Raw genomic sequence first — 13,598 nt, forward strand, 5'->3', positions numbered from 1 at the left:
GAATCGTTGTCAATGAGAATTATTATCATTGACAGATGGTGCTGCTTTCTATATTCTACGATTGTATTCCTTGCAGAACGGAAGGTTATACCAAGCGAAACTAATCCAAGCAAGGCTGTTACCAGAAATATAGAAAAGGGGATAGGAATAATGATTAACGTATTCAAGAGATTCGCACCGGTACTGGCGGTTTTGCTGCTGGTAGGAATACTTTCAGCTTGTTCATCTAGTACACAGAATGAGAATGCTTCTGCTGCTACGGCAGCGCCAACTAATACTGCTGCGGAGGCAACTGAGGCTCCGACTGCTGCTCCGAGTACAAAAACGGTATATCCGCTGACGATTGAGAATTACACCAATAACGGTGAGGGCACCCCTTGGACAGCCAAGTCAGTGACCTTTGACAAAGCGCCAGAGAAAGTCGTGGCTAATACTCAAGGTGCCGCTGAGCTGCTGATCAAGCTGGGCTTGACTGACAAGATGGTAGGCGTTGCCGCACTGTACGGTGCGGGCGATCCTTCTGTCCAGGAGGAATTTAAAAAAATCCCGGTAATCTCCGAGAATTATGCCAGCAAAGAGCTGGTTGTCGGAGCAAGCCCGGATCTGGTCCTGGGACGTGCCGACCTGTTCGCAGACGCTGACTGGGGTGTTGGAACCGTGGAAGGCCTGAACGGGATGGGTATCAAAACCTACCTGCAGAACACCAGCGTGAAGGGTGCTACTCTGGACAGCCTGTATAAGGATATCGAGCAGCTTGGCCAAATCTTTGATGTACAGGAGAATGCTGCTGCTTATATCGAGGAACTTAAACAACGTGCACAGAAGATTAAAGATGAATCTGCATCCAGCAATGCCAAGACCTTCGCTTATGTATCCGACGGCGGAAACGGGGCAATTGCCGTATACAGCGGTAATATTGATACTTTTGCCGGTGATGTGCTTGGTTTGCTTGGTCTTAAGAACAGCTTCGGCGATGTAACAGGCGATGTAAGCAAAGAACAGCTGCTTGCCACGAACCCTGATGTACTGCTCCTCTCCGTTTACACCGGCGGTGTTGATCCGCAGACTACGCTGAAGGCCTTCTATGCTGATCCGTCGCTGCAAAGCCTGAATGCCATCAAGAATAAAGCGATCTACCTGATCGATTTCAATCAGTTTTGGGGCTACAGCTACTCTATCTTTGACGGGGCCGAGAAGCTGCTGTCCGATATTCTGGCTAACCAGTAAAAAAGATATCCTTACGAAAAGCAGGCCCGGCGGCGATACAGCTGTCCGGCCTGCTTTTTGCTGCGGCCGGAAGCCTAGTAAATATTAATTTTGAATATTCAGCAATTTAGAGATAGAATGATGGAATAGTGAAGTGATAGTAATAGTAATAGTAATAGTAATAGTGTAATAGCGATTAACATCAGCTTGGGGGAACAGAACCGTGGAACTTGGTATCAGTACATTTGTGGAAACCACACCCGATGTGGTCACAGGAAAAACAATGAGCCACGCAGAACGGCTGCGTGAAGTAGTAGAAGAAATCGTTTTGGCCGACCAGGTCGGTCTGGATGTGTATGGTGTCGGGGAGCATCACCGGCCTGATTTTGCCGCTTCCTCTCCTGCAGTGGTTATGGCTGCAGCAGCAAGCCTGACGGGCAGAATCCGCCTGACCAGTGCAGTGATGATTCTGTCATCGGCTGATCCGGTGCGGGTCTATCAGGATTTTGCCACTCTGGACGGACTAAGTAACGGCCGGGCCGAGATTATGGTCGGCCGGGGTTCTTTTGTAGAATCATTTCCGCTGTTCGGCTGCGATCTGCAGGATTATGAGAGCCTGTTTGATGAAAAGCTGGATCTGCTGATGAAGCTTCAGCAGTCTGAGCGGGTGACCTGGGAAGGCAGACACAGACCCGCTATACATAATTTAGGAATATATCCGCGTCCGGTACAGAACCCGCTGCCGGTCTGGATTGCCAGTGCGGGAAGCCCGGAATCCGCAGTGCGCTCCGGTACACTCGGCCTGCCGTTTGCGCTGGCAATGATTGGCCCAGTCCGGCCGCTGGATTTTGCCTCGCAGGTGAAGCTGTATAAAGAAGCTGCAGCAGCAGCCGGCCATGACCACGCCAAGCTGCCGGTTGCAGCGCATGCGCATGGCTTTGTTGCGGAAAGTACGCCTAAGGCAATTGAGCAGTTCTTCCCGTCCACCTTTGCCAGAACCAATGTCCGGGCAGTTGAGAAGAACCTGCCTCCGTATACCCGCGCCGATTATGATGCGGCAGTCCGTCCAGAAGGTGCGTTATTCGTCGGCGATCCGCGGACAGTTGCGGACAAAATCATTCAATTGCGCAAGGAAGTCGGCATCACCAGATTCCTGCTGCATGTCCCGCATGGTACTATGGCCCACGCCGAGGTAATGGAGTCCATCAGGCTCCTGGGAACAGAGGTTGCTCCGCTGGTGCGCGAGGAGATAGCCCGCTGGGAGGAGAAGCAGTAGGCAAAAGGAGGATTATCAATGACAGAACGCATCCCCTGCAAAAGTGAAGGCTGCAGCGCGACCATTCTTCCGGCTACTTTTCAGAAAACCGGCGGCTACTGTATGCCCTGCGTGCAGGAAAAGGAACGTCAGGAACGGCAGGCCTACATTATGCAGCACCGCAAAACAGTGGATTTATATGCAGGCATTACAGACCCTGTCGAGGTACTGAAGATTATGCATGCTTCCAGACCCCATGACCCGCTGATTGTGTACGCACCCTATAGATCGGGCAAGGAGGAGCTGTACCGCACACTTTCCGCAGAGGAAGCCTGCAGGCTTGAGGCTTATGCTGTTGAGTTACTGCAGACAGGGGATGAAGAGACCTGCACTGAAATCCTGATGTCGCTCGTCTGCTATAACAACCGGCTGCTGAGCGGAACCGGCATTCTTGCTGAGCTGATTCACCGGGAAATATACGATCCGGCATTTTTGTATAAACATGCACCGGCGCATATCCGGGATCTGCTGCTGGAGCAGGTGGAAACAGACGGGGGGAACCGTAATTCCCTGCTGCTTGTATTAAGCTGGATCGGTGACGACGTTGTCGTTCAGCGCTTCCGGGAATGGAGGGAGCATGCGCCGGAATGGGCTGAGGAGCTGTATATAGCGCCTGAACAGTATGCACATGAAGCCGGCTGGGAGCTGACTCAGGACGGAAAGCGGCGGGATTTATTTTATCCGGATAATTATGCTGTTGAAAAAACCGGTCCTGCTGCCGCCGGTGCGTATCCGGTGGAACCTGCGGCAAGCTTTCTGACGGAGAGTGGGCAGAGTTGTGAGTGGTGCGGGGGTCCGCTGACCATTCTGGCAGATATTCAAGCAGGTCACCCATCCGTTGAACGCCTACCTGTGACCGGACAACGGCTGCAGGTGCAGACCTGTGTCATTTGCAGCTGTTACGGTCCGGTTTACATGGAGCTGGATTCCTTGCAGGGAGCGCGGTGGAGTGCTTTTAACCGGAAGCCTGATTATTTGCCGGACAGGAATCCGGCCGAGGAGAGCAGGGAATATCTGTCTGCCGGAAAACAATTCCGGATCGCAGAGGAACCGAGGAACACCTACCATGCCGTTCAGTGGACTATGGAGCCTTGGGCTTCGCAGATTGGCGGGTATCCGACCTGGATTCAGGATGCAGAATATCCAGAGTGTCCCTGCTGCTCGCAGCGAATGCATTTTATCGGCCAGCTGGACTGGGAAGCGGTAGAGGAGTACGGGGAAGGGATCTATTACATGTTCTTATGCCCCGAGGGCAGGGTGTCTGCCACACTGTTTCAGCAGTCGTGATGTATGTTGCTGGCAGTCTACCTTTTCCATTGGAAATAACGGGTATCCCTATTTAGCTCCTGTGATCTGCAATTAATAGCCAGCTCCTCAAGGGCTGACAGGCTGGCTGCGAAGCACAGCAGGCTTGCGGTTACCGCAAGTCCAAGCAGAGTGTACAGAAACGGGAAGCAGAACAGCAGCAATCCAGTTGCCTTGTTAGCATAGGTATGGATGAACGCCAGAGCGCGGTATCTGACCCACCCGGTTAGGAGCGAGGCGGTGCGGATGACGGCAATGCCGGCTATCCAGCAAATGATCCATGCAGACAGCTGAAGGAGCGGGAGGAAAACCAGCAGTAACACGCCTATAAAAAATACATCGGCTACACTGTCGAGACTTGCGCCAGCTTCGCTGGCGCTGTTTGTTTTGCGGGCGATATAGCCATCCAGCACATCGGTTGCCCCGCACAGGGTATATATGGTCAAAAACATGCCGGATAGCGGCTCCGCAAACAGCAGGCTGAGCGAGCCAATGATCCGCATAACGGTGAGCGCGTTAGGTAGATGTCTGATCATTATGCCTCCTGAAATCATAATCGGGATTTGGTGATGGTGTATATAAAGGGGAGGGACTTTTATTATATCTGAGCCTCCAGCTTTCGTGATAGGGTGAATATTACAATAATGTATAAAAGTTGGTGGCTTGCTATTCAGAGACTAAATGATATTTTGAGGAGCAATGTGTTATTTGCCGGGGCTGGGGCCAGCAGACTGAAGATAAAGGTTTATATGCTGGTGCCGCTTTATTTTGTCTTGTGGATGGGGAGCCTGACTGCAGGCCGGTTGTTTTTTTTCGCGGTCTCCTCTGGTCTATCACAGGCTTTGGGGGTGGATGAAGCTACGGTGCAGGCTTTCCGGAAGATAATGGTATGCGCTATACAAGTTGTCCTATTTAGTTTATGGATCGTTCTGATCGAAAAACGTCCGCTCAAATCGGCAGGACTTCATGCAGTCAAACCGCTTAAAGCCTATTGGACTGGGGTTCTCATCGGGTTCTGTGCGATTTCAGCAGTCACTGCCATATTGCTGGGGATGGACATGGTACAGGTGGAGGCCTCTCATCTTGCATCTATAACACCGCTGGCGGCAGTTATTGCTCTTGGCTGGATTGTTCAGAGTGCAGCGGAAGAAGTGGCCGTAAGGGGCTGGCTTATTCCCGTGCTGGCAAAGGAAAGCTCACCTGCTTTTGCAATCCTGCTGTCTTCCGTTATATTCGGATTTTTTCATCTGTTCAGTGCCGGGGTTACTGTATTGTCTTTTACCAATCTGATCTTGTCCGGAGTATTCTTCGCTGGCTATGCAATTCTTACTAAGCATATTTGGGGTGTCTGCGGTATGCACTTTGCGTGGAACGTTACGCTGGGCAATGTTTACGGTTTTCCGGTTAGCGGATTTCCCGATAACGGGCAGTCGCTCGTAAAGCTGAGTCAGACGGGACCGGTGATGTTTACAGGCGGAGCCTTTGGTCCGGAGGGAGGAGCGGTTACAACCCTTGTATTACTACTTGGGATTATCATTGTCATCAAGTTATGGCATAAACAGCAGGCACTGCCGGATTCCACTAATTAACATATTTCTAGTAACATTTGTAACAGTGTTTAATGCTAGAATTTGATAAAAATAGGTTGTAAGCGTTTTTTATAACATGACTGGGGGAATGTTTGTGAAAAAAGTTACAAAATTAATGCTGGTGGCTGGACTCTCACTGGCACTTGTAGGCGTAGGCAACAGCGGTGCACTTAACAACGTATCTTCTGCAGCCAGTGCGCCTTTGAAAGTGGGCCGTGTAGAGGCAGCAGCCCATGGGACTAAATGCTTTACTGTAGCAGTTGCAGTCGTTCAGAACGGTGTAATCGTAGCTGCTTCGCTGGATGACTACCAGTTCCTGAGCACTGATGTGGCTAAGGGAGTGCCTAACTCGGATAAAGACTTTGGCCAGAATTATAAAGACCCTAACGTTGTTCTTGCTTCCAAAAAAGCCAACAGCAAATACTACAGTGAGCACATGGCAGAAGCTGCAGGCTCTACTGTAGCATATGACAAGAACCTGGCAGCGATCGAGAAATTCGCAACAGGCAGAACCATCAAATCACTGGAACAGACACTGACATACAAATCGGCTGAGCAGGTAGTTGATGCAGTAAGCGGAGCTACACTTGTAGATACCCATGGTTACCTCAAGGCAATTCTCGACGCAGCCAAGGCGGCCAAATAAACCGCTGTAACTTAAAGAGGTGCAGACACCTTCACAGTGATCGCTGTGAAGGTGTTTTTTGCGTGCCGAAATCAAACCATGAAGCACCAGCGGACGCCGAAAGGATCGGCAAACTGTACCATGCACGGACTGTAGGAAACCGGACCGAGCGTAGTAATGGTTGTGCTTCCGGTCTTTATGCTGTCGTAGGCCTGTTTCAGTGCAGCTTCGTGTTCAAATATGGCAACAAGCTCTTGAACTGACTCTGCCGGATAACCGGCTGTACCGCCATAATCACTCAGCATGACCCGCTGGCCCAGAATGTGCATCTCTGCATGAATGACAAAGGTTTCAGGTTCCTGCTCAGGATCCTTTAGTGATAGCATGATATATAAATATTTTACAGGAAATAGTTTTCACTGTATTGTAAAAATACGCCGTAAGCATGGGGAAAAGCCCGCTGCTGCAGGGATTGTTAGGCTTGAGCAGGTGTGCAGGCTGCCGGCGGGAATGAGGATTATATTTTACCCGGGGCCGGTTGATGGTATGATAGATAGCGGGGTGAAAAGACGAATGAATAATGAGAATGAAACAGTAAATGAAACAGCAACTGAAGCAGCGACTGAGGAAACCGGCAATAACCCGGCAGGTATGACCGAAGAGAAATGGAACGAGCTGATCAAAGCGGTTCATCATAATGGTATGGTAGCTTTGAAAATGTACTTTAAAGAGGTGCAGAGCCAGATTATTAATCTGGCGGCTTTTGGACCTGTCTTTGTATACCATGTGAAAAATGAATCGGGTGATGTTTATTCGACCGGATTTTTCCTGCGCGAGCTGGTGAACCGGTTCCAGTCGGACAAGAACCCGGAAGTATGGGTGTCCTCCTTCTTCCACGAATTGATGAAGACCAAGGGTGGCCAGCCGCTTCCGAAGCAGCCGGAGAGCGAAGATGAGGCCAAGGCGATCATTGATAACAAGGTGATTCCTTTGTGCATCAAGACAGTGGAAGATGAATTTGCGCCGGAGAAGGTACATGCAGGATTGGCCTGGAATGAAGACCACGGACCGGTGTTCGAGGCAGGCTTCCCGTCTATAACAGACGGCAACAATGTCTGTGCAGTTCCGCTCCAGCTGCTCTTCACACACTTCCAGCTGAACCGCGATCCATCCGAGCTGGTGCTTTCCGGGATGTACAACATCCGGAAGCAGCATGGACTGGAATAGGACGGGCTGGTTACCTGCTGAAGTGCTGAAGGTACACGGACATCACTATTTTATAACCTAACGGACCGTATTGAGGTTATTTGCCGGAATAGGCTCATTTATCGGAACTAACGGACCGCAGGGACCTTATTGCTGTCCGGGTTGTCCCATTTGCGGGAATAGCCCGCAAATAGGAGCGCTGGTGTCCGTTAGCCGGGCAAAAATGGTATTATCGCAGGAATAAGGTCTGCTCTGTCCGTTAGGTCCCGGTGGCAGACACCGTTTGGAAGATGGCTTAGGCCTATACTCCGGCCGGGTCTGCTGATTGCGCAAGAACTCAAACCCATAGTGTCGGGTGCTTCACCTGATAGTGTCTGTTACTCTTCTTGACAGACATGCACAAAGAGACGGCATAAGTGCCGTCTCTTTGTGCTTTATGGAGAGTCTATTGTGGTACCTCATAGTCAGCGTCCTCAAGCTGGTAGTGCGAATATCGCTGCTTGTTACCAATGCATCTGCTTCATTGCAGCTATTGCCGCATTAGAATCCGGTAGATCAAGACGGCTGCTTCAGCACGGGAGGACAGGGCCGCGGGATGAAGCAGGCCGCCAGCATCTCCCTTAACGAAGCCAGCCTCAGCCAGCCAGGCAATGTCAGCGGCAGCGTAGGAGGCAATACCAGCCTGGTCGGCGAAATTCGCCGACGCGCCGGCTGCTTCTGCGGAGTCCCCCTGCAGGATACCCGCGGCCTTGAGTGCTCTGGCCGTCATCACAAACATATCCTGACGGGAGACCGGCTCTTGCGGCTGAAAGCTTCCGTCCTGCTGGCCGTTGATCAGACCGTGCTGCCTGGCTGTCAACAAATCACCGTAGAAGTAATCTTCCGGCTTAACATCTGCGAAGCCTGCGCCGGTGCCGCCGGCGGTTCCGGACAGATTCAGCAGCCGCACCAGCATGGAGGCAAAGTCTGCCCGTGTGATGGACTGTCCCGGCAGGAAGCGGTCTCCAGGTACACCTTGGATAATTCCGCGCGAGGCCAGAACTTCGATAGCATTCTTGGCCCAGTGCCGGCTGGAGACATCGCCGAAGGCCGGATGGTTATGGACAGCAGCATATTGACCGGCAGGTTGTTCAGCTGTGAAGACGGCCTGTTTCCCCGCCGCATCAAATCTGCTGTTCACAACAGGCGTAATGACATCGCTGCCGCTGACCTGCCAGACAACGATAAACGGGTGTTCGGAAGCAGGCAGGGCAGTCTGGTAAGGCATGCGGATCTCGACTGCAGAGCTCAGGCTGTCAGCCCCTGCTGCCTTGCCGTCCACTAGAAGCTCATAGGCTATAAGCGGAGAGCTTCCCGGCCGTCCTTTAAGGGCACCGGAAGGTTCGGCAATGCTTATCTTCAGCATAACCGTACTGGCACCCGTGAGCGCCGCTGACCGGAATAAGGTATCCGGGAGCACAAAGCCCGCGATGGCGGTATCTACCTCCAGCTGGAGCCTCGGGTTCCCGGTTGTAAACAAGGAAGCAGGGAGTGTAATTTCATAGGCACTGAAGCCGTCTGCCTCGTTTTCCTTCACCCGGAGCTGAAGCAGCCGGGTGCCGTCCGCCTGGCTCTTAGCCTGGGCCAGCGCATTCTGGAGCGTGGTATCAGTCAGTGCCGCCCGGGCCGTGCCTTGTGCAGCCGTAACCGGGAGGGTAACGCTGACGCTTCCATCCGTCTGTACCGCCGTTACAGCCAGATCATCAGCTCCAGTGCCGCCCGGAATCGCCGTCACTGCGGTGGCCGTCGGCTGCGGTGTTGCACTTGGGCTTGGGGTTGCCCCTGGCGTTGGAGTTGCTGCAGGCTCTTCCCCCCCAGGTTCATTCCCGCTAAACGGAATGAATCTCAGGAAATCGCCCCAGATCACGTTCCCCGCGGCATCTCTTGCATAGGAGCTGACCGGGGTCAGGCTGGCGAAGTTGTCATCGCTAAGCTGTTTGCCGGACTTGTTCGCCGATACGGTTCCGTCATACATAAAGTTATTGTCTGCTGCCAGTCCCGGCGGATACTGGTCCTTGGCAATGCTCGCCGACCGGTAGGACAGGAAGCCGTCAATGGTGAAATTCGGCGTGATGTGATCATAAGTGGTGAAGCTGAGATTGCCGCGTGCATTATTGAAGCCGATGTTGTTCTCGGCAATGACGCCGGGATTGCTGTTGCTGGTATAGCCGTACGCTCCATTGCCGAAGGCGATGGAATTACGGATGATATGATGGACCGAAATGCCTTCCCCGCCGAGCTTGAAGCCGTTTTTGTCACCTGCACCCACGGTTCCGTCTGTCAGGCGGCCGTTGTTGAAGGCGGCGCTGTTCTCGATCAGCACAGCACCGATGGCTCCAGTTCCCGCCTTAGTGTACAAATCCCACCCGTCGTCAATATTGTTGTACGACAGGCAGCCTCTGAACACATTGCCGACACCGGAGGTCAGCTTGGCCGCGAAGCCGTCGGCATTATTGTCGGAAGGATCACGGTTATCGAACGAGGAACTGTTCAGAATCAGATTGTATGACGGCCAGTCGGCGATTACCGCAGCCGTACCATCCGTCCGGCTGATCTGCAGGCCGGTGTCGCCGTTGCCATAGAGACGGCTGTTTTCAACGATGTTATGATTGCCGCCTACCGTGAAGCCTTTGGTATTGCCGGCCGTACGCGTGAAATCCAGTCCCTTGATGTGCCAGTAGCTGCCGCTCAGCAGGACGCCCTCTGTTTTTTTGTCAAAATCAAAGACCGGTCTGGCACCGGGAGCAGCCTCAAGCACCTTCATGGCGTCTGCCGTCCCGTCATTGTACTTCTTGATCTCAAGCTTGCTGCTGCGCACGTACCGGCCGTCCAGAACGATAATATGCTGTCCCGGCTGTACGAAATCAATTGCGGTATCCACATCGAGCGGATGCTCCTTCGTACCGTCCCCGGTGCTGGTTCCGGCAGGAGAGACGTAAATATCGCTATTGTCAGCATAGCTTTTCATAGTAACGGTGAAGTTGCGGACGATTTTATCATAGGAGGTCAGGTACTGGGTATCGTCCGGCAAAAAGCTGATGCTGAAATTCGTTTCCTGTGCCGCAAGTGCAGCCGGAAGTGCAAGCCGTTTGCCGGCTTCGGCTCTGACATCCTGGGCAATTATAGCAGAGCCCTGCTTCAGTGTTACCGCTCCGCTTACATTCGGCCGCAGAATCAGCTGATATTCAGACTCGGAGGTTCTGCCCAGAGACAGGATGTCGAAGGCTGGCGCGACCGGATTTAGCGGCGGATTTACCTTAGGGGCATCCGTAGCCGCCGAGGTTACGGTCAGCTGAATGCTGCTGACATCGATGGTAGCCAGCCGGGCTGCGTAGAAGCCGACATACATTTTGCCGTCCTGCACGTTCAGAATGTCCGGTGTAAAGAACACCGCTTCCTTGCCGTCGTTAAGCTGGCCGGTGAAGCCGCTGTTCGTTTTGGACAACGTCAGCCGGTAAGGAGCTGCAGGGAACGTATTGCCTGGAGCAGGCTGTTCATTCTTTAGCATAAACGTCTGGATTCCCTTGCTGCCGGCCCCGTCAGAGGACTCCACTCCGGTACGTACAAACAGCTGGGTTCCGTTGCTGCTCTTGGTGCCGCCGCTGTAGCCGCCGATTGCCGCAATGTTGGAAGCAAATACGCTGGAATTACCTGCTGTCCCAATGGCATCACGGGCCATGATACCGAAGGATTCCTGCCCGTCATGCGGGGTCTTGGCATAGGCTGACACCTGAATGTCAGCAGACAGCACGAAGTTATCCTGAGCCGCATCAAGCACGGTGTAATAGAACGTTATGCCGTCATGATCCTCAGTAACCTTGCCCCCGCCTTCCAGGGCGATCAGACGGACTGAGCCATCCTCGCGGACAAGCGTCTGATTATTGGCTGCGGAGGTAGACTGGCCGAATTGGATGCTGTTCCATACCGGCTGAGAAGCTTCTCTTACCGTTACAGAATAGGTAATGGGATCGATAGAGTGATCAGCAGGAATAATCCCGATAGCATACACTCCGGCTGCCTTGCTGTTAAATTTATTTGTGTCAAGCACATAGCTGCTTAGCACTTCCCGGTCCCCGTTGTCGTACACCTTGGAAACAGTCAATCCTTCACTGTCAAAGCTGTCGTTCAGCAGGAAGGTTGTTTTTGGATAGGCGGTGACTTCAATGCCGGTCAGCTGCTTTATTTTAACCTGAACAGGGAACTTTGCTGTAACTCCCTTGTGGCTCACTACAATTTCTTTGGTGCCGGGAGCCGATGTATCAAGCGGAGAGACTGTGTATTCTTCCTTCATCAGCCGCTGTGACGTCCCGTCGCTATAATGCGCGTAGAGCACAAGGCCCTCCAGCTTAAGGGAATCCCCGATGTAGTAAACGGTCTGCTCGGGAAGATTGCGGATCTCCAGTTTGCTGAGCACAGCATCCTCAACCTTAATCTCAAAGGCAGTGGTTGCCTCCGGTGTTTCCACTGAGGTGACAGTCACCTCATAAACGCCCGGTTCGGTGAGCAGGTAAGGCGCCTGCTCCGTTACATTCTGGCCTTTGATGGAGAGCGAGTAGAGACTGGCGTCCAGCTCTGCCGCCGAGGTGCTGCCGTTATAGCCTGCCAGCACGACAAGCCCCTGCGGATCGAAGGCATCTCCCGGATAATAGACCGTTTTGGCCGGATAGTATTTGACCGTAAGCTCAGACACGGACAGCGGAAGAATCTGCAGGGTAATTGCCGCAGACGCGCCGTTATAGTGAATAGTTACCGTGTTTGCCCCGGCTTTGCTGCTGTCAAAGCCTGTAACGATATAGTCTGACGGTGACAGAATGGCCTCACTATTATCGGAGTACAGTGCTTTTACGGACAGGCCTGTCAGGTCCAGTTCCTCCCGGATGAAATAGGAGGTCTTCGGCATCGCGCTGGTATCTGCCGTCAAGGCGGTGACGGTTTTGGTCTCAAGCCTGATTTCTATATCGCTGAAGGCGATAACGGCATCCCTGGCAGCGTATACCCCAGCAAACAGCGTGTCGCTGAAGGCTCCGTCCAGCGTTACGGTTTCAGTCTGGCCGCCGGCGCTAAGCTGCAGGGTGTTGCCGGATTTTTTAATGCTGAGTCCGTATTCTTCACCGGCTGCCGGAGCAGGAATACCGCTGAACGGACTCAGCTTCACCTGTGCAGCCTGCTTGTAAAAGCCCTTGATCACCTGATCCAGCGCCCCGACTGCAGCGTAATTGGAGGTTGCTGTAGCAGAATCGCCGTTCATGCCGACGCTGTCCCGCAGCATCAGTCCGAAGGATTTCTGGTTCGGCGTGCTGATGCTGCTGTTGCTATTGAACGAAAGGACTCTGGCGGTGGCTGTAAGCTCAAAATTAGCCTGGGCAGGTATTTCTTTGAAATAGAAGGAAAGCCCTTCGTCGCTGCCGGAGATTTTTCCGCCGTAGGTTTCCAGAGTTACCGAGGTCTCAGTGGCATCCACAGGCACAGGATTCTTCACGGCACTGGTATTCCCGCCAAAAGCGCTGTAAGTCCACGGGCCGAGCTCGGCCGGCTTCTCCTGAAGCAGCTGTACATTACTGAAAGTAACGGTTGTATTCCTCGCGGTGTAAAGTCCGGCATATTGCACAGCACCGCCAAAGCCTTCGAGTGTTTTGGTGACGCCGTCAAGGGTGAATACATACAGATTTCCGGTTTTCTTGATGCTGAGATCATAGTCCTCACCAGCAGCAGGCTTGACGGCTGTATCAAACGAATAACCTGCCTTTTGCAGACTGCCGCCCTGCTTATAAAACGCTTTCATTTCTTGGTCCAGTGCACCGACTGCAGTGAAATCCCCCGTGTACGCCCCGGACTGGTTATCCCACACATTGCTGCGCAGCATGATTCCGAACGATACCTGATTATTCGCTGTCCAGGCATCGACATGGGCTGTAGCCTTAAGTTCGAAGTCCGCTTCGGGATCCATCTGCTGAAAATAATAAGCGATTCCCTCGGTGCTGCCGGAAATTTTGCCGCGGTCAGCTGAGCTGCGCAGGGTTACGGTAGAATCCGCATGCTCTGTGATGCCGAAGTTCGCCGCCGTAATTTTGTCCTGTCCGCCCACATCGCCGAACACGGTGCCCTTCCAGCTGCTGCTGATATTGATCATACCGGCAGCCGGATCGGCATCAGAGCCTTCTGCTGCAGAGACGGGCGGCGGAAGCGAGGATGACAGTAACAGGATGGATGTGAGTACAGACAGCAAGCGTTTTTTATACAAAACCGGAATCCCCTCCGTATATACCTGTATTCGACCGGCCGGATGGCCTGATCAAGCGAAATTATACCTTAC

The 13,598-nt window shown here is 52.8% G+C and carries 9 protein-coding genes; 6 read left to right on the top strand and 3 right to left on the bottom strand.

Annotated features, from left to right (window positions below; all coding sequences use genetic code 11):
- The first annotated feature begins 150 nt into the window (after positions 1-150).
- The 3 genes from BLR64_RS14920 (at position 151) to BLR64_RS14930 (ending at position 3,808) form a co-directional block, all read left to right on the top strand.
- Positions 151-1,227 carry an ABC transporter substrate-binding protein gene (locus BLR64_RS14920; RefSeq protein WP_090715287.1) on the top strand — a complete coding sequence of 359 codons (1,077 nt, stop codon included), beginning with the start codon at positions 151-153 and terminating at the stop codon, positions 1,225-1,227.
- A gap of 202 nt (positions 1,228-1,429) precedes the next feature.
- Positions 1,430-2,482: an LLM class flavin-dependent oxidoreductase gene (locus BLR64_RS14925; protein WP_090715289.1), complete on the top strand. Its 1,053-nt coding sequence runs from the start codon at positions 1,430-1,432 to the stop codon at positions 2,480-2,482.
- 18 nt (positions 2,483-2,500) lie between these two features.
- Positions 2,501-3,808, top strand: coding sequence for a DUF1963 domain-containing protein (locus tag BLR64_RS14930; RefSeq protein WP_090715291.1), 1,308 nt, complete (start codon positions 2,501-2,503; stop codon positions 3,806-3,808).
- Positions 3,809-3,825: 17 nt separating this feature from the next.
- On the opposite strand, the gene BLR64_RS14935 is transcribed toward BLR64_RS14930, so the two are convergent.
- Positions 3,826-4,362, bottom strand: a complete 537-nt coding sequence (locus tag BLR64_RS14935; protein ID WP_244157712.1) for a CDP-alcohol phosphatidyltransferase family protein — start codon at positions 4,360-4,362, stop codon at positions 3,826-3,828.
- 108 nt (positions 4,363-4,470) lie between these two features.
- Between BLR64_RS14935 and BLR64_RS14940 the strand changes: the two genes are divergently transcribed.
- Together BLR64_RS14940 and BLR64_RS14945 are read left to right on the top strand one after the other, a co-directional pair.
- Positions 4,471-5,415: a CPBP family intramembrane glutamic endopeptidase gene (locus BLR64_RS14940; protein WP_090715293.1), complete on the top strand. Its 945-nt coding sequence runs from the start codon at positions 4,471-4,473 to the stop codon at positions 5,413-5,415.
- 94 nt (positions 5,416-5,509) lie between these two features.
- Positions 5,510-6,061 carry a hypothetical protein gene (locus tag BLR64_RS14945; RefSeq protein WP_090715294.1) on the top strand — a complete coding sequence of 184 codons (552 nt, stop codon included), beginning with the start codon at positions 5,510-5,512 and terminating at the stop codon, positions 6,059-6,061.
- A gap of 71 nt (positions 6,062-6,132) precedes the next feature.
- On the opposite strand, the gene BLR64_RS14950 is transcribed toward BLR64_RS14945, so the two are convergent.
- Positions 6,133-6,426, bottom strand: coding sequence for a VOC family protein (locus BLR64_RS14950; protein WP_139171986.1), 294 nt, complete (start codon positions 6,424-6,426; stop codon positions 6,133-6,135).
- Between the two features lie 187 nt (positions 6,427-6,613).
- On the opposite strand from BLR64_RS14950, the gene BLR64_RS14955 reads away from it, so the two are divergent.
- Positions 6,614-7,267, top strand: a complete 654-nt coding sequence (locus BLR64_RS14955) for a hypothetical protein (protein WP_244157713.1) — start codon at positions 6,614-6,616, stop codon at positions 7,265-7,267.
- 508 nt (positions 7,268-7,775) lie between these two features.
- Here the strand turns inward: BLR64_RS14955 and BLR64_RS14960 are convergent.
- Positions 7,776-13,526, bottom strand: a complete 5,751-nt coding sequence (locus BLR64_RS14960) for a bacterial Ig-like domain-containing protein (RefSeq protein WP_090715298.1) — start codon at positions 13,524-13,526, stop codon at positions 7,776-7,778.
- Positions 13,527-13,598 lie beyond the last annotated feature (72 nt).

The organism is Paenibacillus typhae (assembly GCF_900099765.1).
Classification (GTDB): Bacteria; Bacillota; Bacilli; order Paenibacillales; family Paenibacillaceae; genus Paenibacillus_AQ; species Paenibacillus_AQ typhae.

What these genes read in the sequence shown, in the direction of transcription:
- BLR64_RS14930 (WP_090715291.1), top strand. Translation starts at nt 2,501, where the DNA reads ATGACAGAACGCATCCCCTGCAAAAGTGAAGGCTGCAGCGCGACCATT.
- BLR64_RS14920 (WP_090715287.1), top strand. Translation starts at nt 151, where the DNA reads ATGATTAACGTATTCAAGAGATTCGCACCGGTACTGGCGGTTTTGCTG.
- BLR64_RS14955 (WP_244157713.1), top strand. Translation starts at nt 6,614, where the DNA reads ATGAATAATGAGAATGAAACAGTAAATGAAACAGCAACTGAAGCAGCG.
- BLR64_RS14940 (WP_090715293.1), top strand. Translation starts at nt 4,471, where the DNA reads ATGTATAAAAGTTGGTGGCTTGCTATTCAGAGACTAAATGATATTTTG.
- BLR64_RS14950 (WP_139171986.1), bottom strand. Translation starts at nt 6,426, where the DNA reads ATGCTATCACTAAAGGATCCTGAGCAGGAACCTGAAACCTTTGTCATT.
- BLR64_RS14935 (WP_244157712.1), bottom strand. Translation starts at nt 4,362, where the DNA reads ATGATCAGACATCTACCTAACGCGCTCACCGTTATGCGGATCATTGGC.